We start from the raw sequence: 23,456 nt of genomic DNA on the forward strand, positions 1-23,456 counted from the left end.
TAATGACCCTCATCCCCGGCGAAACCGCGATCAAGATCTGGAACGATTCAGAAGAGCTGGAATGCGTCTCGGTGCTGCCCGAGGTGCCCAATGTGATGACCTTCTGTTTTCAGGCACCTTCACGGGCGATCTTCGACTACCAGCCCGGCCAGTTCCTGACCTTGGAAATTCCGGTGCCGGGTGGGCCTTTGTACCGCACCTATACGATCTCGTCCTCGCCCTCGCGGCCGATGTCGATCACCGTGACGGTCAAGGCCCAGCCCGAGTCCATCGGGACCCGCTGGATGTTCGACAACCTCAAACCGGGGATGAGGATCAAGGCGATCGGCCCCACCGGCAGCTTTACCAACGCCAATTACCCTGCCGAAAAATATCTCTTTATCTCGGCAGGGTCGGGCATCACGCCGATGATGTCGATGACCACGCATATGTATGATCTGGGCCGCGATTGCGACATTGTCTTTGTGAATTGCGCCCGCCGCCCGTCAGAGATCATCTTCCGCGAACGGCTGGAACATATGGCCTCACGGGTACACGGGATCGACCTGAAATGGGTTGTCGAAGGGGCGGATAAATACGAACCCTGGACCGGATATCAGGGCTTTTTCAACCAGTTGATGCTGGGCCTTATGGCGCCCGACTACCTCGAGCGCGAGGTCTTCTGCTGCGGCCCCGAACCCTTTATGACCGCCGTGCGCGAAGCCTTGGCGGGCCTTGGCTTCGATATGGACCACTACCATCAGGAAAGCTTCAGCGCCCCGATCGAGGAAGTGCGCGACATCCCCGAAGACGAGCTGCCCGAGGAAGGGGCCACCGCCGAAATCGAGTTCTCCGGCTCCGGCGTGACACAGAAATGCGCCGAGACCGATACGGTTCTGGCGGTTGCCCGTCAGGCGGGGCTGAATATTCCTTCGGGCTGCACCTTCGGCGTCTGCGGCACCTGCAAGATCAAGAAGGTCTCGGGCGAGGTGCATATGGTCCATAATGGCGGCATCACCGAAGACGATATTGCCGAAGGTTACATTCTCGCCTGCTGCTCCAATCCGCGCGGGCATGTCATTGTTGACGCCTGAAGGCCTGAGGGCCTGAGCAACGGCAGATCAACCTGTCAGGCCGTGCGGCAGTGCCGTGCGGCCATTTCACGTGAATCATCGCAGAAAATGCGACGCCGCGCCCAAAAGATCATCAGCCGCGATCACAATTTCCCTTCCGGTCCGGCGAAAACTTGCCACCTGCCCCGAGTTTTTGTTACCTTCTGCTTATACCAAAAGACGATAACAAAACGGACCCGCAGATCTGCCATGCGCGTGGCAGAGATTTCGGCATCATGCCCTGCGCAATCCGTTATCAGGCACGAAGCAACCAGTGAGGCGTTCCATGAACGGACGGACGCTTGCGCGCGGCATTCTTTTGCCCGCGATCATATTCGGGATCATGGCTTCTCCTTTCAGGGCGACAGCCAGCGAGGCCGATTGGCCGACGGCGCGCGAAACCTCTGTCGCGCTTGCGGGATTGCAGAAGATGCGTCAGGACAGGCTTCTGGCGCGCCAGCCCAATGTGCTGGATTTCATGTTTGAAAACAGCAAGGACCGGATCTTCGATGCCCATCTGACCGATGATCTCGGCGATCTGAAATTCAATACCGCCAAGGGGCAGCGCAGCTGGGCGGTGGTCGAGTCCAACTGGACCCGCAGCGATGAGACCGCGTTGCAATACAGCTTTGTCGCCTTTGGCGGGCATACCAAGCTGAACGAGCAGATCTATGTCGGCGCGATGGCCCAGCTGGATGCGGCAGAGCGCCGTATCGATGATGGGGCCTCGGGCGAAGGCTATGGCTTTCTGGTCGGCCCCTATCTGGCGGGCAAGGTGCCACAGACCGAGCTGGACTGGTCGATGCGGCTGCTGCACGGGGCCACCAACAACCAGTTCGCGCCCGACGGTTCGATCCAGCGCCGTGCCCGCGCCGAACGCACGCTGTTTCAGGCCCGTATGGAAGGCCGCTTTGAAATGGGCACAACAGAATTGACGCCGAATATTTTCGCCAGCCATGTCAATGAGGTGGCCCACCAGTTCAAGATTGCCAGCGGTGCACTGGTGGATGGTGACCGGCTGTCCCTGTCACAGCTTTCGGCAGGGGTGGAGTTCTCGCATCCGCTCGAAAGCAACTGGGCCAAGATGGGGCTGACCGGACAATTCGCGCTTGTGGCCCAGCACAGTGTCGGCACCGGTCTGCTGGACGAGGCCTACCCCTCGACCGACTGGTTTACCTCGCGCGTCGAGCTGGGGCTGGATCTGGACCGCAAGGGGCTGGGCAATCTGAGCACCCGCATCGGGCTGGACGGGGTCGAGGGGGATCTGACCGACCAGATCCACCTCTCGCTGAAATTCGAGCGCAAGCTGTAATCAGATCCCGATCGGGATCAGGTGGTTATCCCATGCCACATCCGAGCGCTTGAGCGGCACGATACCCTGAGCGGTGATCTGCGACACAAGCCCCGCGCCATCGGTTGCGGTGAACCCGCCCTGCTTGCAGACCCCAAGGCCGCAGACATCGGCACGGCGCACCGACCAAAGCGCCTCGCCTTCCGCCGAATAGGCCTGCACCATGCCGCCACGCGGGCTGGTGATCGCCACCTCGCGCCCGCCCTGCCCGAAAGCCACCGATCCGGCATAGCCCTTCATGGCAAATTCCTCGCCCGGCAGGGGGTCGGCCAGAACCACCTTCTGGCCGCGGTCATGCAGGCCCAGCAAAGGCACCGGCTCCATCAGATCGCCCTGCCACTGCATGCAGAACGCCACCCGCCCGTCACCGCGCACCGACAGGTGGCGGATCGAATTCTGCCACAGCTCGGGCGCTAGCTCGACGACCTCCAGCACCTCCCCCTCGGGCGAAAGATAGCTCAGGTTCGGGCGCATCGTGTCGATATTCAGCGGCGTGCGGTCGCTGGGGTCGGTCTGGATCCCGCCATTGGCCACCACCAGAACCTCTTGCCCGGGAAGGCGCAGGATTTCATGCGGGCCGATCCCGTTCGAGGCGAACTCCCCCACCCGCACATAGCCGCGCGCCACATCCCAGATGCCGATCCGTCCTGCGGAGCCTTCGGCCACCACCTCGGAGGTATAAAGCCGCGCCCCATCCCCCGAAAACGCGCCATGACCGTTGAACTGACGCCCCTCGGGCGGGGTCAGCCGTGCCACAAGCCCGCCCGTCACACAGTCGATCACCAGCGCGAAGGTTCCCGGACGGCGGGCAAACGCCACGGCCTCGGGGCGGTCGGGATGGGCGGTGGCGGCATGACCACGACCGGGCAGCGGTTGCGTAAAAAGCGGTGCGCCTTCTGCCGTCAGCCCCCAGATCGCATAGCTGCCATCGGGCGATTTCGCGGCGGCCAGAAAGGCGGGGCTGCCTGCATCGGCCCAGCTCAGACGTGGAACGCTCACCGCTGCGGCAAGGCTTGCAAGAAAATGACGCCGTTTCATCTTAGTCTCCATCCGCTGCGTTAAAGCCCACATTCACCCCCAGCAAAGGCCCCAGCTCGGCCTGCATGGCATCGACCGTCAGCCCGATCTGCTGTTGCACGATCTCGACCTTCAGCCGCGTCATCGGGTCATCCACACCGGCAAAAACCGGATCATCCAGCTCCTGCGCCAGCTCGATCGCCCTTGCGAAGGCCGCATCCGTCTTGGGGGTCTCGCCCATGCCCTGCGCCAGCTTATCGGCAAAACCTTTAAGCGCCTCCAGCGACAGGATCACATTGCGCAAAGACCGCCCCGAGGCCAGCATCTCGGCCCGTTCGGGGCGCGGATGGTCGAAGCTGCCCAAAGGACGCCCCAAGCGGATATCCTTGTCAAATTCGAGCCCCGTCACAAGCTGGGTATAAAGCGCCTGCCGCGCCTCGGATTCGGTCAGATACAGGCTGTGCCCCTCGGCACTGGGGGTAAGCAGTTCGTCGGCAAAGCCGTTCTGCCAGCCGACCTCGGTGTCGATCGCCATCTGCGCCAGATCGGAGGCCATCGCGGCGCGCAGCTTGCAGGTATACGCCTCATCGCTTGCCAAGGGGCCATAAAGCAGATGTTCCAACCCGAAGAACCCCCGCACCCCGATCGAGGCCTTGCCCAAGGCCGTGGCATCGGTGAATTGCGGATCCTGCGCCTTGATCAACGCCGAAAGCTGGCGGCGGCCCGTGGCTTTGGCATCGGGCCAGAACGCAAAGGCCAGCGCCCGCCCCTGCTCTTCCACCGGCCCCAGACGCAGGAAACTGACCCCCATCCATGCATCGAAGGCCGTGTTCCAGAGCGGTTGCATCGCCGCAATCGAGCAATCCGCCTCGGCCCCTTTCTGCAGGGCAACCGCCGCATCCGACAGCGCGGCATATGCGGGCAGCACATCATCGGTAACCGTCGCGCGCACATCGGCCACAGCAGGCAGCGCCAAGGCAAGAAACGGCAGGGAAAGCAGGATAGAACGCATTACAGGGTCTCCAGAAAACGGATCAGGTCGGCGCGGGATGCGGCAGGCAGCGCCAGATATCTATCACGGGCAGCCCCTGCCTCGCCACCATGCCAGCGGATTGCCTCGTCCAATGTGGCCGCACGGCCATCATGCAGAAAGCGCGGCGCATGGCCGGTATTTTCCTGTGTCAGCCCGATCCCCCAAAGCGGGGCCGTGCGCCATTCGTACCCCGAGGCCACCCCTTCGGGGCGGTGATCGGCCAGCCCCTCGCCCATGTCATGCAGCAGCAGGTCACTATAGGGCCAGATGAGCTGATGAGAGGTCACCGGATCCTCGCTGGTCGCGGTGACGAATTTCGGCACATGGCAGGCATGGCATTGCGCCTGATAGAAGGCCTGCTTGCCGCGCAGCACCTGCGGGTCCGCCACATCGCGGCGCTTGGGCACCCCCAGCCAAGTCACGTAATCAGTGACCGCTTGCAGCGCCTCGGTGGAGACTTCGGCATTGTCGCGCAGCCCCACATCGATGCCGTCGGGCAGCTCCAGACAGTCCGTCTGCGTCAGGGTGCAATCGCCCGAGCCTTCGGGGAAAAGCACGCTCGACAGGCCCATATCCTGACTGAACGCCTGCGCCGTCATATCCACCAGCCGCGCCATGCCTGCCTTATGCCCGAACCGCCCCAACCGGACCGCACCATCGGGGCCAGGGGCATATTGCGCCCGCCCCGAGATCCCGTCGCCATCGGCATCCTCGGGGTCGGCATGCATTAGAATATCCGCCTCGGGGATCGCCTCCAGCAGCCCCAAGCCGATGATCTGCGGTGCCACCCGCAGCGAGGTCAGCACCTCGGGCGGCAGATCAATGCGCGGCGCGGGATAGCGCAGGCCGTGGGCCTCGATCCACTCCAGCTCCAGCCGCCCCTCGGGCTGCAGCGATGGCACCGCCCGATCCTGCAACTGCCAGCCGAAGTCATAATCGGGGATCATCCCGTGCCAGCCCTCGACCCCGAAGGCCCCGTCTTCCGCGCGATAACGCCGCGAGAGTTTCAGCACCATGCCCGAAATCCCCTGCCCGTCCTCGGGGCAGCCCCGCCCGTTGCCCGGATGGCAGTTGGCACAGGCGCGGGCATTGAACAGCGGCCCCAGCCCGTCCGAGGCGCGCGTGCTGGAGGGTGCGAGCACCCAGAGCTTTTCAAACAGCGCCTCGCCCAAGGTGAAGGTCATGCGCTGCGCAGCGGGCAGACTGGCTGCAGGCCTGTCAAAACGGCGGGTCGCAAGGCTGCCCGCCCCGCCCGGATTGGCCTCGTAACGCTCGGCGGTCGTGAACTGGCGGGCAGGCTGCACAACCGATATCGCCTCCGTCCCGCCCGCACAGGCGGCCACCGGCAGACACAGAACGGGCACAAGCACGGCCGGTGCAATAAAAGCGGACAACAAAGACCTGATCATGACCCTCACATCACAAAAGCCCGCGGCATCGCTGCCGCGGGACATTCAGGACCGTGATGCCGGAAAATATGGGCCTATCTTCCGGCAACCCTGCCCTTTTACTGGAACACCGCATCGGGATTATCGAGACTGTCCGACCCTTCGATCTCGACCTCGGCCCCCAGCACCGTCACCGCCCGTTCGATGGTGCGGGTCTGGGCAACCAGCGCATCCACTAGGCCGGTCACCAATGCCGCCCCCTCGTCATTGCCCAGAGCGATCATCTGGTCATAGGCCATGCCGCTTTCGGCTTTGGCCTTGATCGCGGCAGCGGCCGCCACCGACGCATCAAGATCCTTGGTCAGCTGCGCATCCACATCCGCATCCTTGGCCGCAACCAGCCCCGAAAGCGATGCCCCTTCCACAACCGAACCATCCACGCGGGTATACTGGCCGGTATAGACGTTACGAATCCCGACAGCATCATAGTAATGCGACAGATGGGTCATATCCGAGAAGCAATCATGCTCTTCTTCCGGATCATGCAGCATCAGGCCCAGCTTGGTCCGCTCGCCCGCCAACTCGCCATAAGACAGCGACCCCATGCCGGTCAGAATCGTCGTGATCCCCGCCTCGGCATCGTCGGTCAGGGCCTTGCGCGCCGCCCCGTCCTCGTCCCAATGACCGACCATCTCTTTCAGATCCGCGACCAGCAAGGCGGAAGCGGCCTGCAGATAATCGGCACGGCGGTCGCAATTCCCCCCCGTGCAGCCCTCGCCCTGAACATAGTCGGTATAGGGGCGCGCACCGGCCCCTGCCTCGGTGCCGTTCAGATCCTGCCCCCAAAGCAGGAATTCGATGGCGTGATAGCCGGTGGCCACATTGGCCTCGACGCCCTCGGCCTCCTGCAGGGTCTCGGCCAGAAATTCGGGCGAGATCGTGCCGGCATCCACCGGCTGCCCGCCAATGGTCAGCGATTTATTTGCAATCACATTGGCCAGCGCCAGATCGTTTTCCTCGTTATTGGCGGCGGAATCCTCATCGACATAATCAATCAGCCCCTCGTCCAGCGGCCAGGCGTTCACACGGCCCTCCCAGTCATCCACAAGCGCATTGCCGAAACGGAAGGCCTCGGTCTGCTGATAGGGCTTACGGGCGGCGATCCACGCCTCTTTCGCGGCGCTCAGATGCGCCTCCGTGGGGGCCTTGACCAGCGTGTCCACAGCCGCTTCCAATGCCTGAGCCGTCGACAGACTGTCTTCATAGCCCGCCTGTGCGATATCGGCATAGGTCTTGATCACCGCCTCCGCGCTTGGCGCGTCCGCATAGGCCGTCACCGGAGCCATAAGAGGGGCCACAACAAGAGCAGTACTGGTGATCAGCGCGTGCAGACGACAGGACATAGGATTCCTCATATCAGTGAAACTTCTACTTCACGCATAAGTGACCTATTTTGTCAGCTTTGTAAATCCGATTATTTTACTCGGGAAGCGCCAGCACCTCCGGACGGAATGTGCCTGCCGCCCGATGTCGTGCCTTGTAGGGCGTGGCATGGCCCAGCCCCGCCGCCACAATCCGCCGTCCCAAAGCCTAGCCCAGCCAACGCGGCAGCCCCCTCCCCATGAACCACTCCGAAGGATCGTAGGCACGGCCAAACCCCTCCAGTTCCCGCGGAATATAGGGTCGCTGCTCGGCCTCACTCACTGCAAATTCTCACGGCGCAGGCAGCACATCCAGCACCTGATGCACGAAAAGCTGCGCCAGCCCTTCGCTCACCAGAGCTTCCTCCAGACTGCGGCCATAGCCCGGACCGTCCCCGCGCAGGACGTGGTGATATTCATGCAAGAGCACCCGCAAAAGATCGCCCCGCAAGGTCGCTGGGTCCTGTAACACTTGGGGATGCAGGCAGATAGACCTCGATCAGACCGGACGCCGGAGCAAAGCCACTGCAACGGAATCGCTCCGGCAGCCAGTCAACCACACGCATCACGGGCATCCAGAAAATGGCGCAAAGGCGTCGGGCATCCTGCCAGACTGGACCAAAGGCCCGCCCCCGCAAGACCCCGCCCCGCCAAACAGCAAAAAGCCGCCCGAGGGCGGCCTTCGCTTCGTCAGAAAGACAGATCTTACTTGATCTTGCCTTCTTTATATTCGACGTGCTTACGCACAACCGGGTCGTATTTCTTCACGACCATTTTCTCGGTCATGGTACGGGCATTCTTCTTGGTCACATAGAAGTGCCCGGTGCCCGCCGTCGAGGTCAGACGGATCTTTTGCGTCGTCGGCTTCGCCATGTTTCATCTCCTGAGTCAGGCAGCCAGCATCGCGCGACCACCATCGAAATCCTTGAAGCCCGCCTTTTAGTCAGACTCACCCCAGAGTCAACAGCCAAATGCGCGATCTTCCAGAAATTCGACACAACACATCCCCGAAGCCGCTCTCTCACGACATGCCCCCTCTGGCAAACGGCGGAAAAGGGCAGAATTTGCGCAGGCGGTCTATAAGCCGGATTCTGTTCAGGGGTTACCCCCGTCGATGACCATTCCTCTAGGCCTGCAGTTGCCTGCAGGCTCAAGCTGCCAACCCGGATCACTCGGGGCGAAGCTCCCCTACCGTCAGACAGATGCCTGCGGCACGCGATCCCTATTCGGCGTTGCTCCCGGTGGGGCTTGCCATGCCGGTCCTGTTACCAGTCCCGCGGTGGGCTCTTACCCCACCGTTTCACCCTTACCCGTGCCAAAGCAGGGCGGTCTGTTCTCTGTGGCGCTTTCCCTAGGGTTACCCCCGCCGGGCGTTACCCGGCACCGTCACTTCATGGAGTCCGGACTTTCCTCGGCGATCCGGCTGTCTGCAGACACAGAGCTACGTAATCGCCGCGGTCATCCGACCCCCTGCGCAAGCCCGCCATATGCCGGATCGCGCAACAGCGTCAAGCAAAACCGCCTGCGTTCCAGCTGCCCGAAATATCCTGGGGTGAATTCGACGCAGTCGAAGAGGGGCAAAGCCCCTTACCCCGCCCCCTATCGCCGCGCGGCAAAGAAAGCACGCAACAGCGCCTCTGCGGGCGCCGCCGAAATCCCGTCATAAACCTCGGGCGCATGATGGCATTGCGGATGCGAGAACACCCGCGCGCCCTGCGCCACCCCGCCCGATTTCACATCCGCCGCACCATAATACAGCCGCCCGACCCGCGCCGCCGCAATCGCCGCCGCACACATCGGGCAGGGTTCCAGCGTGACATAGAGATCATACCCCACCAGCCGCTCCGACCCGACGGCATGACAGGCCGCGCGCAAAGCCAGAATCTCGGCATGGGCGGTAGGGTCACAGAGTTCGCGCGTGCGGTTTCCGGCGCGCGCCACCACCTCGCCCGCAGGCGAAACGATCACGGCTCCCACCGGAACCTCGCCACGCAAAGCCGCCGCCCGCGCCTCTTCCAGCGCCTGATCCATGAAACTTCTGAACATATCTCCTCTTGGACGCGAAGCTTCTTATATGCAAGGCTCTTCCCACAGGAGAGAAGACACTATAGAGAGGCGCCTTCAAGACCGCCTCGGGAGCCGCCTGCCATGACCAATGATTCCAACAATACGCCGAAACCGGACAATACGCCCTCTGCCGCAAGCTCTGGGGGCGAGCGTATTGCCAAGGTCATCGCACGTTCGGGCGTCGCCTCGCGCCGTGATGCCGAAAAACTGATCCTTGCAGGCCGTGTGGCGGTCAATGGCAAACAGGCCGCATCTCCGGCGCTGGATGTCACCCCCAAAGACAAGGTCACCATCGACGGCACGCCGATCGATGCACCGCAGGAAACCCGCGTCTGGCTCTATTACAAGCCGCTGGGGCTGGTGACCACCGAGAAAGACGAGCAGGGCCGCCGCACCATCTTTGACGAGATGCCCGAAGGCATGCCGCGCGTGCTGAATGTCGGCCGCCTCGATCTCAACTCCGAAGGCCTGCTGCTGCTGACCAATGACGGGGCGCTCAAACGTCGCCTCGAACTGCCCGAAACCGGCTGGCTGCGCAAATACCGCGTGCGGGTCAATGGCCGCCCCACGCCTGACACCTTCAACCCGCTGCGCGCGGGGATCACCATCGACGGCACCGAATTCCAGCCGATGGACATCACGCTTGACCGCCAGCAAGGCGCGAATGCATGGCTGACCGTCGGCCTGCGCGAAGGCAAGAACCGCGAGATCCGCCGCGCCATGGCCGAAATCGGCCTGACGGTGAACCGCCTGATCCGCGTCAGCTACGGCCCCTTCCGCCTCAACGAAATGCAGCCCGGCGATGTGATGGAAATCAAACGCCGCGTCCTGCATGACCAGCTGGGCAGCCTGCTGGAGGATACGCCCGGCGCACAACCTGCCGACCGCAACAAGCCCGCAGGCCGCCGCGACGACGGCGAGCGCCCGCGTGGCCGGTTCGGGGAGCGGGGGGATCGCGGGGAACGGGGTGGCAAACGCTTCGACCGTGCACCGCGGGACAACGAAGACGGGCGCGGCGACGGGCGCGGCAAACCCGAACGCAGCTTTGGCCGCCAGAAAGATTTCAGCGCCCGTGGGGACCGCCCCGAGCGCGGCGACCGTTTCGAACGCGCGGACCGTGGCCCGCGGGCCGAAGGGGAAGACCGTCCCCGCAAGCAGCGCTGGTCTCCCGACAAGCGGCAGGAAGAGCGGAACGCACCGCGCGAAGACCGCGCCGACCGCCCGCGCCGCGACGGCGATGACCGCAAGTTCGGCGATCGCAAGTTTGGCGACAAGAAATTCGGGGATCGCCCGCGCCGCGACGGAGGCGAAGGCCGCAGCTTCGGCGAGAAGAAATTCGGCGAGCGCAGCGAACGCGGCGAGCGTGGGGACAGAAAATTCGGGGATCGCAAGTTCGGCGAGCGCGACGACCGCGGCGGACGGACCTTCGGCGACAAGAAGTTCGGCGAGCGCAAGTTTGGCGACAAGAAGTTTGAGGATCGTGGCCCGCGCGGCGATGGCAAAAGCTTTGGCAAGCCGCGTCGCGAAGAAGGCGAGGCCCGTTTCGGGGACAAGCCCCGCAAACCGCGTTTCGACAACGGCGACGACCGTGGTCCGCGCCGTGACGGCAACCGCGATGGTGGCAACAAGCCGCGCAGCTTCGGCGGCGGCGACAACGAGCGCGGCGGCTTCAAGGGCGGCCCCAAACGTGACGGCCAGCGTGGCGAACGCAACTTCGGTGGCAAGCCGGGCGCAAGCAAATTTGGCGGCAAGTCGGGGGGGGGCTTCAAGGGCGGCCCCAAACGCGACGGCCAGCGCGGCGATGGCCCCAAAGGGCCGCGCAAACCGCGTAGCGAATAATCCTGTTACGGCGCCAAACCCGATTTGGCGCCGTTTCTTTTGGGCAAAGCGCAGGTTCTTTTGAGGCAAAGCGCTGGGGCCACGCTGCAATGCCGGTTTCTTGCAGCCCCGATACGCGCTTTTCTGCCACCCCCCTCTGGCAGAGCCGTGCCATTATACCTATTCTTCGCTTAAGATGAGCGTCGCTGATGATCGCTTGACCGAACCTGCTGAACCGAAGAAAAGGGGGCCCTATGTCGCACAAAGCCATTCAGCGCATCGCATTCCTGCTGATGCTGGCGCTGACGCTGAAAATTGCGATGACAGGCAGCGTCTGACGATGGCCCGCCGTTTCTCTGGCAAATACAGCCCCGAAGCCCCGCACCATCCCGACCGTCTGAACGGGCAGGAAGACATTCCGACCGAGCGCCTGCCCAGACCGGAACACCCCTATGAGGGCCGTCCGTTCTGGGTGGCCATCTGCGCCCTGCCCTTTTTGTTCGGGGCATTCGGGGCGGGGCCTGTGGCTCTGGCGCGCGCGATCATGGCATTCGGCCTATGTGCAGGCGCCGCGTTCCTGATCCGCGAAGGGTTACGGGCGCAGGCCGCCTATGAGGCGCGCCGTGTGGCCCGCCGTCCCGCCCTGCCGCGCAAGATCCTTGGCGCGATGGGCATCGGGCTGGGTCTGGCGCTCGGGGCGCAGGAGATGGGCCTGCTGGGTGCGCTTGGCAGCGGCCTTATCGGCACCGCGCTGGGAATCGTGGCTTTCGGGTTGGACCCTTTGAAAAACAAGGGCATGGATGGTATAGACCCGTTCCAGCAGGAACGCGCCGCCGAGGCGGTGGCGATTGGCGAGGAGCATCTGGCGGCCATGCGGGCGGCCATTGCCCGCGCCCATGCCCCCCAGCTTGAGGCCCGTGTGGAAATGTTTGCCACCCGCGCCCGCGATCTGTTCCGTGCGGTCGAGGAAGACCCCAACGATCTGCGCGCCGCACGCCGCTACCTGACCCTTTATCTGGAAGGCGCACGTGATGCGACCATCCGCTTTGCCGATCTCTACGCCCAAAGCCCCGATCCCGCCGCCCGCAGCCGCTACGAGAGCCTGCTCGACGATCTCGAACGCAATTTCACGGCCAAATCGCGCCAGCTGATCGAAAGCGGGCGCGAAGGGTTGGAGATCGAGATCGACGTGCTGCGCGAACGGCTGGAACGCGACGGCATCGCCCCGACCTTTTCCCGACATCATGACTAACGCTATTACGTCCTGCCAAGGAGACCGATAAGATGAGCGACACGACCCGCGAAGCGGCCGCCAAGAATATCAGCGAGATCGAACAGGTTGCGGCCCTGCGCCTCCCCGATCCGCAAGAGGTCGGTCTGGCGCTCGACAAGGCCGAGGCCCCCACCGCCATCGAGATCCGGTCACGGATGAACGAGGTCGACCTGACCGATTCCAACACCATTCTGCGCTTTGGCACCCGCGCCCAGTCGGAGTTGCAGGAGATCAGTCAGGCGATGCTGGTGGATGTGAAAAACAAGGATACCGGCCCTGCCGGTGATAGCCTGCGCCAGATCGTCACCACGTTGCGCGGGTTTTCGGTCAGCGAGCTGGATGTGCGCCGCAAGCAAAGCTGGTGGGAACGGCTGATGGGGCGCGCGGCGCCCTTTGCCTCGTTCCTTGCGCGCTATGAACAGGTGCAAAGCCAGATCGACAAGATCAGCGATGTGCTGCTTTCGCATGAAACGAAGCTGCTCAAGGATGTCAAATCGCTTGATCTGCTTTATACCAAGACGCTGAAATTCTATGATGAACTGGCGCTTTATATCGCGGCCGGAGAAGCCAAGCTGGCCGAGGCCGATGCCACGATCATTCCCGCCAAAGAGGCGGAAGTGGCGCAGGCCGCCGAGGGCGACAAGCTGATCCGTGCCCAGGAGCTGCGCGATATCCGTGCCGCACGCGATGATCTGGAGCGCCGCGTGCATGACCTGAAGCTGACCCGTCAGGTCACCATGCAGTCGCTCCCCTCGATCCGGCTGGTACAGGAAAACGACAAGGCACTGGTCTCCAAGATCAACTCGACCTTGGTCAATACCGTGCCGCTGTGGGAAACCCAACTGGCACAGGCCGTTACGATCCAGCGCTCGGCGGAGGCCGCAGGCGCGGTGAAGGCCGCCAATGACCTGACCAATGACCTGCTGACCGCCAATGCCGAGAACCTGCGTCAGGCCAACCAGACCGTGCGGCAGGAAATGGAACGCGGCGTGTTTGACATTCAGGCCGTGAAACAGGCCAACGAGACCCTGATTGCCACCATCGAGGACAGCCTCTCGATTGCCGATGAGGGCAAGCGCCAGCGCGCCGAGGCCGAACGGGAACTGGTGGAGATGGAGGGGCGTCTGCGTGACACGCTGGCCTCGGCCCGCAGCCCGCGTCCCGCCGCGCAACAGGGAGCGCGTTAAGAATGACCGGCGGCGCAAGCGAGACCTTCCGGCGCGGTGCCCTATCCCGCCTGCCCCATCCGCTCGGGGCGGTGGTCTCTTCGCGCCATAGCCGCATGTTGCGGGCGATGGGTGTGGGGCTTTGCCTGCTGGCCGTCGCCGGATGTTCGACCCTGCCCTTTTCCGGCCCTGCCGCGCAGGGCCCGCGCAAGACGCCCCGCCCGCAAACCGCCCCGCAGGACCTGAACGGCGCGAAGGTCGCCCCGCGGTCCCCCGACAGCATCGCGCTGGCCGCTTATTTCCAGCAGGTGCAGGACAATCTGCTGTCACAAGGGCTGATGCGCACCGATGTGGCCCCCCGCGATGCCCCGTTCCACCGCAGGCAGCTGATCGACAATTTTGTCAATATCGCGCTTTATGATGAATACGAGCATCGCAATGGCGCCTTTGTTGCAAAGCAGACCGCTTCGAAGCTGCGCCGCTGGGAAGAACCGGTGCGGATGGATCTGCATTTCGGGGCCTCGATCCCCGAGGCGCAGCGCCAGAAAGACACCGCAACCGTGCGCGCCTATGCCGGAAAGCTGGCGCAGATTACCCGCCATCCGGTCAGCCTTGTGCCCGATCGGGGCAATTTCTCGGTGCTGGTGCTGAACGAGGACGAACGCGAGGGCTCTGCCGCGCTATTGCGCAAGATGGTGCCGGGCATTGATGACAGTTCGGTCAATGCGATCACCAATCTGCCCACCACCACCTTCTGCGTGGTCTTCGCCTTTTCCGAGGGCGACAAATCCGCCTATTCGCGCGCGGTGGCCATTATCCGCGGCGAACATCCCGATGCGCTGCGCGAGAGCTGCTTTGACGAAGAGCTTGCGCAGGGCCTGGGGCTGGCCAATGACTATCCCCGCGCCCGTCCCTCGATTTTCAATGATGACGAGGAATTTGCACGGCTGACCCATCAGGACGAGCTGATGCTGAAGATGCTTTATGACCCGCGGTTACGACCGGGCATGACACAGGACGAGGCGATGCCCGCCATCCGCGAGATCGCGGCAGAGCTGACCCCGAATGACTGACCTATCGGGGCAGGCCGTTCACCCGCCCCGTCGATTTTATGAACCGGAGACCGGATAATGGGTATTCTCGATTTCCTCAGCGGCGAATTCATCGATGTCATCTCCTGGGTGGATGACACCCGCGACACGATGGTCTGGCGGTTTGAACGTCAGGGCCATGCCATCAAATATGGTGCCAAGCTGACGGTGCGCGAGGGGCAGGCCGCCGTCTTCATCCATGAAGGCCAGCTGGCCGATGTCTTCACCCCCGGTCTCTATCTGCTGGAAACCAACAACCTGCCGATCCTGACCACGCTCCAGCATTGGGATCACGGGTTCAAATCCCCCTTCCAGTCCGAGATCTATTTCGTCAATACGACCCGTTTCACCGATCTGAAATGGGGCACCAAGAACCCTGTCATCACCCGTGATCCCGAATTCGGGCCGGTGCGGCTGCGCGCCTTCGGCACCTATGCCGCCAGAGTGAGCGATCCGGGCAAGTTTATCACCGAGATCGTGGGGACGGATGGCGAATTCACCTCGGACGAGGTAAGCTATCAGCTTCGCAATATCATCGTTCAGGAGTTTTCGCGCGCACTTGCGGGGTCTAATATTCCGGTGCTGGACATGGCGGCCAATACGGCGGATCTGGGCCAGCTTGTGGCCGAGGCGATTGCCCCGACCATTGCCGAATACGGGCTGAGCCTGCCCGAGTTCTATGTCGAGAATATCTCACTGCCGTCCGAAGTGGAGAAGGTGCTCGACAAGCGGACTTCGATGGGCATCGTGGGCGATCTGAACCGTTATATGCAGTTTAACGCGGCCGAGGCGATGGGGCAGCCGGGCTCGGGGGCCGCAAGCGGCATGGGCGCGGCCATGGGGGCGGGCCTTGGCGCGGGAATGGGCATGGCGATGGGCCAGCAACTGGGCAGCCAGCCTTTGGCCGGACCTTGGGGATACGGGCAGGCAGGGACGCTTCAGGCCGGGCAGCTTCAGGCAGGGCCGGCGCAGACACAAACGGGGCCGTGGGGCCAGATGCCAGTATCACAGCAAGGGGTTGCGCCCGGGCAAGCCCGCGCGCCCCAGGGCGGAGGCGGCGCGGCTGTCGCCGCGCCGCCTCCGCCCCCACCTCCCGCCGTAGAGAAGGTGTGGCATATGGCCGTCAACGGACAGACACTCGGACCTTACGGGCGCGGGCAGCTGGCCCAGATGAAAACGGACGGACAATTCTCACGCAGCTCGCTTGTCTGGGCCCCCGGACAGGATGGTTGGAAAACGGCAGAAGAGATCGCCGAACTGGCGCAGCTTTTCACGATCGAGCCGCCACCTCCCCCGCCCGGTCACTGAGCGAACGTCCTGCCAAGAGAAAAGGCCCGAGCCGATGAAACTGCCCCGAGTGGCCCGCCCGACGGCAGACAAGCCGCGTGCAAAGCCCCCCCAGATCTATCCCTGCGAGGCCTGTGGCGCGGATCTGCGCTTCAATCCCGGCGAGACACGGATGGTCTGTGACCATTGTGGCCACATGCAGGACATTCCCGCCATTCTCCATCGCGGGGAGAGCGGTCTTCGTGAGCTCCCGCTGGCACCGGTGCTGGCCAATGGTCTGCCCGAAACCCAAAGCCATGAAAGCCGCCATCTGTCCTGCCCCAACTGCTCGGCCCAGATCGAGCTGGGGCCGGACCAGCACGCCACGGAATGTCCGTTCTGTGCGACCCCGATCGTGACGGATGCCGGCGATATCCGTCAGTTCCGCCCACAGGGGGTCCTGCCCTTTGCCGTCACCGAAACGGAAGCCCGCGCAGCCCTGACCAAATGGCTAAAGGGGCGCTGGTTTGCCCCCAATGGTCTGGCCGAATTTGCGCGAAAAGGGCGTAAGATGACCGGCGTCTACGCACCGTTCTGGACCTTCGATGCCCGCACCCGCACCCGTTATTCCGGACAACGCGGCGATTATTATTACGAGACCCGTCTGGTTACCGTCAACGAGAACGGCCAGACCGTGCGCCGCGAGCAACAGGAGCGCCGTATCCGCTGGACACCGGTGGCCGGTCAGGTGGGGCGCGATTTCGACGACGTGCTGGTCTATGCGGCACGCTCCCTGCCCGCCCCGCATGTGGGAAAGCTGATGCCTTGGAACCTCTCGCATGTGGCAGGCTATGATGCGAGCTTTCTGGCGGGGTTTTCTGCCGAGAATTATACCGTCGAAGTGCCGGAAGCGCATCATCAGGCCCAAGCAAAGATGCTGCAGGTGATCCAGAGCGATATCCGTCGCGATATCGGCGGTGACACACAAAGGATCGCGGCAATGGACCCGCAATTCTCTGACGAGACCTTCAAGCATATCCTGTTGCCAATCTGGTCCGCCGCTTACCGGTTCCAAGGCAAAAGCTACCGGTTCATCGTCAATGGCCAAACCGGTTGCGTCTCGGGCGACCGGCCGTGGTCGGTGTGGAAAATCGCGCTTGCGGCCGTCGCGGTTGCGGTGATTGCGGGGCTGGTGCTCTATTTCTCGCGCTAGCCTGTCGCATCCGGCTGCCGAATGCCGCATGCAGGGCACGCGTGACGGCGCGCGCCCTGCAGTATATCCCAGAACACACCTATATGAAGGTCAAACCCATGCGCGCCCTGCTGCAACGTGTCACCCAAGCCAAAGTCGAAGTGGAAGGCCGGATCACCGGCGAAATCGGGGCCGGCCTGCTGGTGCTGGTCTGCGCGATGGAGGGGGACCGCGAAATCCAGGCCGAGAAACTGGCCGCGCGTGTCGCCAAGCTACGGATATTCAAGGACGAGGCGGGCAAAATGAACCGTTCCGTCAGCGATATCGGCGGGGCCTGCCTTGTGGTGAGCCAGTTCACGCTGGCTGCCGATACACGCACAGGCAACCGCCCGGGCTTTTCGACGGCAGCCGCCCCCGACACCGGCAAACATCTGTACGAACATTTCAGCAAGGCACTGCGCGCGTTGGGGCTGCCGGTGGAAAACGGCATCTTTGCCGCCGATATGGCGGTCAGCCTGACAAATGACGGACCCGTTACCATCTGGCTCGACACGGCGGATCGCGGCTGAAACACGCCACACGGGTCACACATCCCTGCAGGGATGTGGCGGGGCCGCGGGGGTTCGATACCCGCGCGGCCCCGCATCCGCCGTCCGGCACCGCCCTGCGTCCTCTTGCCCCGCAGCCCCCACAGGGCTATCCCCCAACTATGGCCAAGCTGTATTTCCATTATTCAACCATGAATGCCGGCAAAAGCACGATGCTGCTGCAGGCCTCCTACAATTATGTCGAACGCGGGATGCAGACGCTCTTGGTAACGGCCAAGCTGGATACCCGCGCGGGTCAGGGCCGTATCGGCAGCCGCATCGGCATCGGCGCGGATGCCGCCTGCTTCACGCCCGAAACCGACATGTTCACCCTGATCCGCGACCGCCTCGAAGAGGGGCCCTGTGCCTGCGTTTTTCTTGACGAAGCGCAGTTTCTTACCCGCGATCAGGTCTGGCAACTGGCCCGCGCCTGCGACGATCTTGACATTCCGGTCATGTGCTACGGACTGCGCGTTGATTTCATGGGGGAGCTTTTCCCGGGCTCGGCTGCATTGCTGGCTCTGGCCGACGACATGCGCGAGGTCCGGACAATCTGTCATTGCGGGCGCAAGGCGACGATGGTGGTGCGGATGGGACCGGATGGACAGGCGCTGAAGGGCGGCGAGCAGGTACAGGTCGGGGGCAACGAAACCTATGTCTCCCTCTGCCGACGCCACTGGCGCGAAAAGATGGGCCAATAAAACAAACGCCTCCGGCAGGTTGCGCGCGAGCGCGGCGAAGCCGCGCCTCGCGCGCCCCGGGGCGCGCCGCTTCGCGGCGCGCAACCCTTTGGCAGGCCATGCACTCGAAGCGAAAGATCAGTGGAGACGCCCCCCGAGAGGCACAGCAAGATCCGGCCCGATCAGCACCACGCCGCCCTCCTTATCCGGCACCCCAAGCACCAGCACCTCCGACTTCACCGGACCAATCTGGCGCGGCGGAAAATTGACAACTGCCAGAACCTGCTTCCCGACCAGATCCTGTGGCTCGTAATATTTGGTGATCTGCGCCGAAGACCTTTTTTCCCCGAGCTCTGCCCCGAAATCGATCCAGAGCTTGATCGCGGGCTTGCGGGCCTCGGGGAAAGGCTCCGCGCGGGTAATCTGCCCCACACGGATATCAAGCTTCAGAAAATCGTCGAAGGTCGCGCTCATGCGCCAAGTTCCCGCCCACGGTCGGCAGCGGCTTTGACCGCCCGCTCCAGCAATGCCGGAAACCCCTGCGCCTCGTCCATCAACACAGCCAGAGCCGCCGCCGTCGTACCACCCGGCGAGGTCACATTGACCCGCAACTGGGCCGGATCCTCGGGCGAGTCTTCTGCCAGTTGCCCTGCCCCGCCAACGGTTGCCTTGGCGAGCGTCATGGCCAGCTCCGCCGGAAGCCCTTGCGATACCCCCGCCGCCGCCAGCGTTTCGATCAGATGGAAGACATAGGCCGGACCGGATCCGGACACAGCCGTCACCGCATCCATCTGCCCCTCACTCTCCAGCCGGACGACCTGCCCGATTGCCCCGAGCAACCCTTCGGCAATCCGGAGATCGGCGTCCTGCGTCATCGCATTCCCGCAAATCGCGGTGATCCCCCGCCCGATGGCGGAAGGCGTATTGGGCATCGCCCGCACGATCGGGGTCTTCTCCCCCAGAATCGCCTCATATTTTGCCAAGGTCAGCCCCGCCGCGACCGAGAGAAACAGCGTATGGCCATTTCCCAGCGCGGCCAGTTGCGGCAAGGCCTCACCCATCTTCTGCGGCTTCACCGCCAGCAGCACCACGGCGGGCGCGGCCGGCAGCGGCGCATTGATCCGCACACCGGTGCTTTTGACCCAGTCCGAAGGGCGCGGCGCGATTACGGTGACCGATTGCGGATCAAGCCCGCCTTTCAGCCAGCCCGCCAGCATGGCCGACCCCATCTTGCCACAGCCCAGAAGCACCAGACCACGTTCGGAAATATCGGAAAAATCCATTTTGCCCCCTTCTTTATCGGGGCAAAGATTAGGCGCGTCCGTAGGCCTCTGCAATGGCCACCTGAATGGCATCTGCCGCCGTGCGATTGCCCCAGCACCCCAACTGGAAGGCCGGATAGAAACGCTCGGCCGACATCAGCGCGGTGCCGATCATCTCGTCGAGTTGCTGGATCGAGGCGCATTGCCCGCCGGTCAGCACCAGACCATAGCGCCATGCCATCAGACGCTGTTCGGGCCAATAGACAAAGCCCCCCGACCAGACCTGATCATTGGCACGGTTGAGCATGTCGTAAAGCACCGGCAGACGCTCGGCAGGCGGGTCCATCTCGAAGGTCATGATCAGGCGCAGCATCTCGTCCTGATCGGACCATGCCAGCGTCAGCGAATAGCTGCGCCATTGGCCCTCGACGACCATTGCGATCTGGTCATCCGTCACACGATTGAATTCCCAGGCATGGGCCTCGGCCAGATCCTCGACCACATCGATCGGGTGGGCGTCGTCGCCGATATAATCGTCGCTGAGTGCCATATGTCTGGTCCTTCTGCTCTTGTTCATTCCCCTGCGATGAACCGCAACGGGTTGTCGTGCATACTAGAAGCGGCGGGGCCGTTTCCTATTCATACCAGATATCGTGACTTGTGTGAAACAGGGTGTAAACGAGATAGTAGTGGATAACTTCTGCTCCGCCTACGATATCTGGGGATAAAAACCCTTACCCCCCGCATATCTGGACGAATCCCGGTGCGAACCTGTGGATAACTCCACGCGGCCTTCTCCGGAATGTTTCACGGGACTAGGGATCGCCTGACTCGCGGGGGATTCGCAACCACCGAATCGTTTTTTTATGAAACTTCAAAAGCTTGCCGATTCGCCTGTGACGAATCCGCCACCTCTCCGCCTGACGGAACACGCCAGGGTTCCACGCGGCACATCACCAGCACGACACAGGATCAGAGCGCCTGTCACTTTTTCGTGCCCCGTTTGAAATATCGCCCCTTTCGGCTTTGGCCGAACGGGACCCGCCCGATGCACAAGGCCGTAGCACATGCAAAAGCCCCCGAAACCTGTTCGGGGGCTTTCAGAAACATCCATGCGGTCGTTACGCTTACGCGCGGGCGCGCACCTTGTGCAGCAGCGGCATCAGCTCGCCCATATCGGGACCATGATCCATGCCGGTGATCGCCTTGCGCAGCGGCATGAAGAGGCCCTTGCCCTTCCGGCCCGATTTCTCCTTCATCGCGCCGGTCCACTCTTTCCAAGTGGTCTCGGTGAAGGGGCCTTCGGGCAGTTCAGCCAGTGCCTCGGCCACGAACGCGCGATCCTCCTCGGCAATCATCGGCTCGGCACCGTTGAGACACAGATCCGCCCAACCCGCCAGATCGGACAGCTTGTCGATATTCTGCGAGGCGACCTTCCAGAACTGCTCGGCCTGCTCGGCAGGAATGCCCAGCGCAAGGATCTGGTCCTTCACATCCGCAAAGGGCAGTTGCTGATTGCGGGCGCGGGTCAGCGGGATCAGATCGGCGCTGTCGAATTTCGTCGGTGCCGACCCGAAATGGCTCAGATCGAAGCCGTCAATCAGCTCTTCCATCGACATTTTCAACTCGACCGGCTGGCTGGAGCCCAGACGCGCCATCATGGACAGAAGCGCCTCGGGGGCCACACCTGATGCCCGCAGATCGCGGATCGACAGCGCGCCCAGACGCTTGGACAGCTCTTCGCCATGCGGACCGGTCAGCAGCGAGTGGTGCGCGAAATTCGGCGGCGTGCCACCGATGGCACGGATGATCTGGATCTGCGTCGCCGTATTGGTGACGTGGTCGCCCCCGCGCACGATATCGGTGACCTGCATATCGGTGTCATCGACCGAGGATGCGAACGTATAAAGGATCTGCCCCGAGGCCTTGATCAGCACCGGGTCCGAGACCGACGCCGCGTCAATCGACAGATCGCCCAAGATGCCGTCATGCCATTCGATGCGTTCCAGATCCAACCGGAAGCGCCAATAGCCTTGGCGGCCCTCGTCACGATAGGCCTGTTTCTCGGCTTCGGTCAGATTCATCGACGCGCGGTCATAAACCGGCGGCTTACCCATATTGAGCTGCTTCTTACGCTTGAGGTCCAGCTCGGTCGGGCTTTCGAAACATTCGTACAGACGCCCTGCAGCCTTCAGCTCTTCGGCCACGGCATAATAGCGGTCGAAGCGCTTGGACTGGTATTCCTCGCGGTCCCAGGTAAAGCCGAGCCATTCGAGATCTTCTTTCAGACCATCGATATATTCCTGCTTGGACCGTTCCTGATCGGTGTCATCAAGGCGCAGAATGAACGTGCCTCCCTGCTTGCGGGTGATGAGATAGTTCATCAGCGCGGTGCGCAGGTTGCCGACATGGATATAGCCGGTGGGCGACGGGGCGAAACGTGTAACGGTCATTCAAAGTCTCCTGATGCGGCTTCCGTCTTCCATAAAAGTGCGAATTTGTCCATATCCTCAAGACAAACCATAGCTCAAACCCGCCCTGCGCCCCACGCCTTAACAGACATCCAGACCACCCAGGGTTAAGCGCTCCGGAAAGACTTCGCCTTTTTGAATGCGTCACGCAGGCGTGAGTCGCAATTCAGCGCCGCGCCCCTAAGTTGGTCATGCAACTGGTTTTGAAGGAAAAGACCCATGAGCACCCATTTGACACGCCGCAACGCCTTGCTGACGGTCGCGGTAGCGCCGGTTGCTGGTGCAACACTCACCTCCACAACAGCCTTTGCCCAGACAGACGAGGCCAGCATGCCCAGCCAACCTGCGGCCATTCCGGCCTATCGCCGCTTCGTGATCGGCGATCTGACCGTCACCACGCTTCTGGCAGGCACCAAGTTGCTGCCGGAGCCGCATGGCACCTTCGGCCTGAATGCCTCGGATGGGGAATTCACCGCCCTGTCCGAAGCCAATTTCCTGCCCACGGACCGCGCGCTGAACAGCTTTACGCCGGTCGTGGTGGAAACAGGTGATGCAAAGATCCTGTTTGACACGGGGCTGGACGTCGAGGGCCTGACCGGCGCCATGAAGGCCGCCGGAGTTGCACCGCAAAGCATCACCCATGTGGTGATCACGCATATGCATGGCGACCATATCGGCGGTTTGATGGGAGAAGACGGACCGACCTTCCCCGATGCAACCCATATCACCGGTCAGGTCGAATGGGATTACTGGTCACAGACCAAAAATGCCGGATTTGATGCAAAGCTGCGCCCGCTAGAGGATCGCTTCCAGTTCATCAATCCTGACGATGAATTCCTGCCCGGTTTCAAGGCCGTCGACGCCTACGGGCATACGCCCGGAATGCTGGCCTATTGGATCACCAGCGGCGGGCAGCAGCTTGTCCTGACGGCGGACACGGCCAATCACTATGTCTGGTCCCTGCAACGCCCCGACTGGGAGGTGCGGTTTGATATGGACAAGGAAAAGGCCAAAGAAACCCGTGACCGGCTGCTCAAACGCGTGGCCGAAGCCCGTGTCCCGTTTATCGGCTATCACATGCCCTTCCCCGGCTTGGGCTTTTTACATCCCAAGGACGAAGGCTACGAATTCGTACCTGCGAGTTACCAGTTCAACCTGCCGAAGGACGTCTGAACCCGATGGCCTTGGGGGCAGCCTTATGGGCCGGACATCCCCCTCTCGAAAGGTAAGGGGCACTTCAGGAGCCAATGCGAAAGGCCCGCCAGTCCGGCGGGCCTTCTTT

General features: G+C 62.7%; 22 protein-coding genes and 1 other RNA gene. 11 read left to right on the top strand and 12 right to left on the bottom strand.

All coding sequences use genetic code 11. The features are described from left to right. The first annotated feature begins 2 nt into the window (after positions 1-2). Both RPE78_RS02650 and RPE78_RS02655 read left to right on the top strand, forming a co-directional pair. Complete coding sequence (locus RPE78_RS02650; RefSeq protein WP_339107949.1) at positions 3-1,073, top strand: hybrid-cluster NAD(P)-dependent oxidoreductase; 1,071 nt, start codon at positions 3-5, stop codon at positions 1,071-1,073. Positions 1,074-1,377: 304 nt separating this feature from the next. Beyond that, entirely contained in the window at positions 1,378-2,403 is a 1,026-nt protein-coding gene (locus RPE78_RS02655; protein WP_406721169.1) for a hypothetical protein, read from the top strand. Here RPE78_RS02655 and RPE78_RS02660 read toward each other — a convergent pair whose 3' ends face one another. From RPE78_RS02660 to RPE78_RS02695, 8 genes are all read right to left on the bottom strand, one after another. Continuing rightward, complete coding sequence (locus tag RPE78_RS02660; protein WP_406721170.1) at positions 2,404-3,480, bottom strand: DUF1513 domain-containing protein; 1,077 nt, start codon at positions 3,478-3,480, stop codon at positions 2,404-2,406. Between the two features lies 1 nt (position 3,481). Continuing rightward, a complete protein-coding gene (locus RPE78_RS02665; protein ID WP_406721171.1) occupies positions 3,482-4,471 on the bottom strand; it encodes an imelysin family protein in 990 nt (329 codons plus the stop codon). Beyond that, a complete protein-coding gene (locus RPE78_RS02670; RefSeq protein ID WP_406721172.1) occupies positions 4,471-5,886 on the bottom strand; it encodes a di-heme oxidoredictase family protein in 1,416 nt (471 codons plus the stop codon). Before RPE78_RS02670 ends, RPE78_RS02665 begins: the two co-directional genes overlap by 1 nt. A 113-nt stretch (positions 5,887-5,999) precedes the next feature. Further along, positions 6,000-7,283 carry an imelysin family protein gene (locus tag RPE78_RS02675; RefSeq protein ID WP_406721173.1) on the bottom strand — a complete coding sequence of 428 codons (1,284 nt, stop codon included), beginning with the start codon at positions 7,281-7,283 and terminating at the stop codon, positions 6,000-6,002. Positions 7,284-7,593: 310 nt separating this feature from the next. Further along, positions 7,594-7,752, bottom strand: coding sequence for a DUF2268 domain-containing putative Zn-dependent protease (locus RPE78_RS02680; protein WP_406721174.1), 159 nt, complete (start codon positions 7,750-7,752; stop codon positions 7,594-7,596). A gap of 254 nt (positions 7,753-8,006) precedes the next feature. Further along, a complete protein-coding gene (gene rpmG, locus RPE78_RS02685; RefSeq protein WP_339107955.1) occupies positions 8,007-8,174 on the bottom strand; it encodes a 50S ribosomal protein L33 in 168 nt (55 codons plus the stop codon). Positions 8,175-8,365: 191 nt separating this feature from the next. Further along, positions 8,366-8,775: RNase P RNA component class A (gene rnpB, locus RPE78_RS02690), an RNA gene on the bottom strand. Between the two features lie 125 nt (positions 8,776-8,900). Continuing rightward, complete coding sequence (locus RPE78_RS02695) at positions 8,901-9,347, bottom strand: nucleoside deaminase (RefSeq protein ID WP_339107956.1); 447 nt, start codon at positions 9,345-9,347, stop codon at positions 8,901-8,903. Between the two features lie 102 nt (positions 9,348-9,449). Between RPE78_RS02695 and RPE78_RS02700 the strand changes: the two genes are divergently transcribed. The 8 genes from RPE78_RS02700 (at position 9,450) to RPE78_RS02735 (ending at position 18,462) form a co-directional block, all read left to right on the top strand. Continuing rightward, positions 9,450-11,207, top strand: a complete 1,758-nt coding sequence (locus tag RPE78_RS02700) for a pseudouridine synthase (protein ID WP_406721175.1) — start codon at positions 9,450-9,452, stop codon at positions 11,205-11,207. A gap of 319 nt (positions 11,208-11,526) precedes the next feature. Then, the gene (locus RPE78_RS02705) at positions 11,527-12,438 is read left to right on the top strand and encodes a 5-bromo-4-chloroindolyl phosphate hydrolysis family protein (protein WP_339107958.1); all 912 of its coding nucleotides are present in this window, start codon (positions 11,527-11,529) and stop codon (positions 12,436-12,438) included. A 32-nt stretch (positions 12,439-12,470) separates the two neighbouring features. Further along, a complete protein-coding gene (locus RPE78_RS02710) occupies positions 12,471-13,646 on the top strand; it encodes a toxic anion resistance protein (protein WP_339107959.1) in 1,176 nt (391 codons plus the stop codon). 2 nt (positions 13,647-13,648) lie between these two features. After that, positions 13,649-14,698: a DUF2927 domain-containing protein gene (locus RPE78_RS02715; RefSeq protein WP_406721176.1), complete on the top strand. Its 1,050-nt coding sequence runs from the start codon at positions 13,649-13,651 to the stop codon at positions 14,696-14,698. Positions 14,699-14,755: 57 nt separating this feature from the next. After that, on the top strand, positions 14,756-16,024 hold the full coding sequence (locus tag RPE78_RS02720; protein WP_406721177.1) for an SPFH domain-containing protein: 1,269 nt from the start codon (positions 14,756-14,758) through the stop codon (positions 16,022-16,024). Positions 16,025-16,058: 34 nt separating this feature from the next. Then, complete coding sequence (locus RPE78_RS02725; protein ID WP_406721178.1) at positions 16,059-17,195, top strand: primosomal protein N' (replication factor Y) - superfamily II helicase; 1,137 nt, start codon at positions 16,059-16,061, stop codon at positions 17,193-17,195. Positions 17,196-17,293: 98 nt separating this feature from the next. Continuing rightward, positions 17,294-17,743, top strand: coding sequence for a D-aminoacyl-tRNA deacylase (gene dtd / locus RPE78_RS02730; protein ID WP_339109534.1), 450 nt, complete (start codon positions 17,294-17,296; stop codon positions 17,741-17,743). Positions 17,744-17,883: 140 nt separating this feature from the next. Continuing rightward, positions 17,884-18,462 (top strand): thymidine kinase, encoded by a 579-nt coding sequence (locus RPE78_RS02735; protein ID WP_339109535.1) that lies wholly within the window; start codon positions 17,884-17,886, stop codon positions 18,460-18,462. A 117-nt stretch (positions 18,463-18,579) separates the two neighbouring features. On the opposite strand, the gene RPE78_RS02740 is transcribed toward RPE78_RS02735, so the two are convergent. The 4 genes from RPE78_RS02740 to gltX form a co-directional block, all read right to left on the bottom strand. Beyond that, on the bottom strand, positions 18,580-18,915 hold the full coding sequence (locus RPE78_RS02740) for a tRNA-binding protein (RefSeq protein ID WP_339107963.1): 336 nt from the start codon (positions 18,913-18,915) through the stop codon (positions 18,580-18,582). Then, entirely contained in the window at positions 18,912-19,724 is an 813-nt protein-coding gene (proC, locus tag RPE78_RS02745; protein ID WP_406721179.1) for a pyrroline-5-carboxylate reductase, read from the bottom strand. Before proC ends, RPE78_RS02740 begins: the two co-directional genes overlap by 4 nt. A gap of 28 nt (positions 19,725-19,752) precedes the next feature. Continuing rightward, the gene (locus tag RPE78_RS02750; RefSeq protein ID WP_339107965.1) at positions 19,753-20,253 is read right to left on the bottom strand and encodes a YbjN domain-containing protein; all 501 of its coding nucleotides are present in this window, start codon (positions 20,251-20,253) and stop codon (positions 19,753-19,755) included. Between the two features lie 577 nt (positions 20,254-20,830). After that, positions 20,831-22,156: a glutamate--tRNA ligase gene (gene gltX, locus RPE78_RS02755; RefSeq protein WP_406721180.1), complete on the bottom strand. Its 1,326-nt coding sequence runs from the start codon at positions 22,154-22,156 to the stop codon at positions 20,831-20,833. A gap of 237 nt (positions 22,157-22,393) precedes the next feature. Between gltX and RPE78_RS02760 the strand changes: the two genes are divergently transcribed. Next, positions 22,394-23,347 carry an MBL fold metallo-hydrolase gene (locus RPE78_RS02760; RefSeq protein ID WP_406721181.1) on the top strand — a complete coding sequence of 318 codons (954 nt, stop codon included), beginning with the start codon at positions 22,394-22,396 and terminating at the stop codon, positions 23,345-23,347. Positions 23,348-23,456 lie beyond the last annotated feature (109 nt).

This window comes from Thioclava litoralis, assembly GCF_045278885.1.
GTDB lineage: Bacteria > Pseudomonadota > Alphaproteobacteria > Rhodobacterales > Rhodobacteraceae > Thioclava > Thioclava litoralis.

What these genes read in the sequence shown, in the direction of transcription:
- RPE78_RS02725 (WP_406721178.1), top strand. Translation starts at nt 16,059, where the DNA reads ATGAAACTGCCCCGAGTGGCCCGCCCGACGGCAGACAAGCCGCGTGCA.
- RPE78_RS02715 (WP_406721176.1), top strand. Translation starts at nt 13,649, where the DNA reads ATGACCGGCGGCGCAAGCGAGACCTTCCGGCGCGGTGCCCTATCCCGC.
- RPE78_RS02665 (WP_406721171.1), bottom strand. Translation starts at nt 4,471, where the DNA reads ATGCGTTCTATCCTGCTTTCCCTGCCGTTTCTTGCCTTGGCGCTGCCT.
- RPE78_RS02675 (WP_406721173.1), bottom strand. Translation starts at nt 7,283, where the DNA reads ATGTCCTGTCGTCTGCACGCGCTGATCACCAGTACTGCTCTTGTTGTG.
- proC (WP_406721179.1), bottom strand. Translation starts at nt 19,724, where the DNA reads ATGGATTTTTCCGATATTTCCGAACGTGGTCTGGTGCTTCTGGGCTGT.
- RPE78_RS02710 (WP_339107959.1), top strand. Translation starts at nt 12,471, where the DNA reads ATGAGCGACACGACCCGCGAAGCGGCCGCCAAGAATATCAGCGAGATC.
- RPE78_RS02655 (WP_406721169.1), top strand. Translation starts at nt 1,378, where the DNA reads ATGAACGGACGGACGCTTGCGCGCGGCATTCTTTTGCCCGCGATCATA.
- RPE78_RS02740 (WP_339107963.1), bottom strand. Translation starts at nt 18,915, where the DNA reads ATGAGCGCGACCTTCGACGATTTTCTGAAGCTTGATATCCGTGTGGGG.
- dtd (WP_339109534.1), top strand. Translation starts at nt 17,294, where the DNA reads ATGCGCGCCCTGCTGCAACGTGTCACCCAAGCCAAAGTCGAAGTGGAA.
- RPE78_RS02760 (WP_406721181.1), top strand. Translation starts at nt 22,394, where the DNA reads ATGAGCACCCATTTGACACGCCGCAACGCCTTGCTGACGGTCGCGGTA.
- RPE78_RS02695 (WP_339107956.1), bottom strand. Translation starts at nt 9,347, where the DNA reads ATGTTCAGAAGTTTCATGGATCAGGCGCTGGAAGAGGCGCGGGCGGCG.
- RPE78_RS02700 (WP_406721175.1), top strand. Translation starts at nt 9,450, where the DNA reads ATGACCAATGATTCCAACAATACGCCGAAACCGGACAATACGCCCTCT.
- RPE78_RS02705 (WP_339107958.1), top strand. Translation starts at nt 11,527, where the DNA reads ATGGCCCGCCGTTTCTCTGGCAAATACAGCCCCGAAGCCCCGCACCAT.
- RPE78_RS02750 (WP_339107965.1), bottom strand. Translation starts at nt 20,253, where the DNA reads ATGGCACTCAGCGACGATTATATCGGCGACGACGCCCACCCGATCGAT.
- gltX (WP_406721180.1), bottom strand. Translation starts at nt 22,156, where the DNA reads ATGACCGTTACACGTTTCGCCCCGTCGCCCACCGGCTATATCCATGTC.
- rpmG (WP_339107955.1), bottom strand. Translation starts at nt 8,174, where the DNA reads ATGGCGAAGCCGACGACGCAAAAGATCCGTCTGACCTCGACGGCGGGC.
- RPE78_RS02720 (WP_406721177.1), top strand. Translation starts at nt 14,756, where the DNA reads ATGGGTATTCTCGATTTCCTCAGCGGCGAATTCATCGATGTCATCTCC.
- RPE78_RS02660 (WP_406721170.1), bottom strand. Translation starts at nt 3,480, where the DNA reads ATGAAACGGCGTCATTTTCTTGCAAGCCTTGCCGCAGCGGTGAGCGTT.
- RPE78_RS02735 (WP_339109535.1), top strand. Translation starts at nt 17,884, where the DNA reads ATGGCCAAGCTGTATTTCCATTATTCAACCATGAATGCCGGCAAAAGC.
- RPE78_RS02650 (WP_339107949.1), top strand. Translation starts at nt 3, where the DNA reads ATGACCCTCATCCCCGGCGAAACCGCGATCAAGATCTGGAACGATTCA.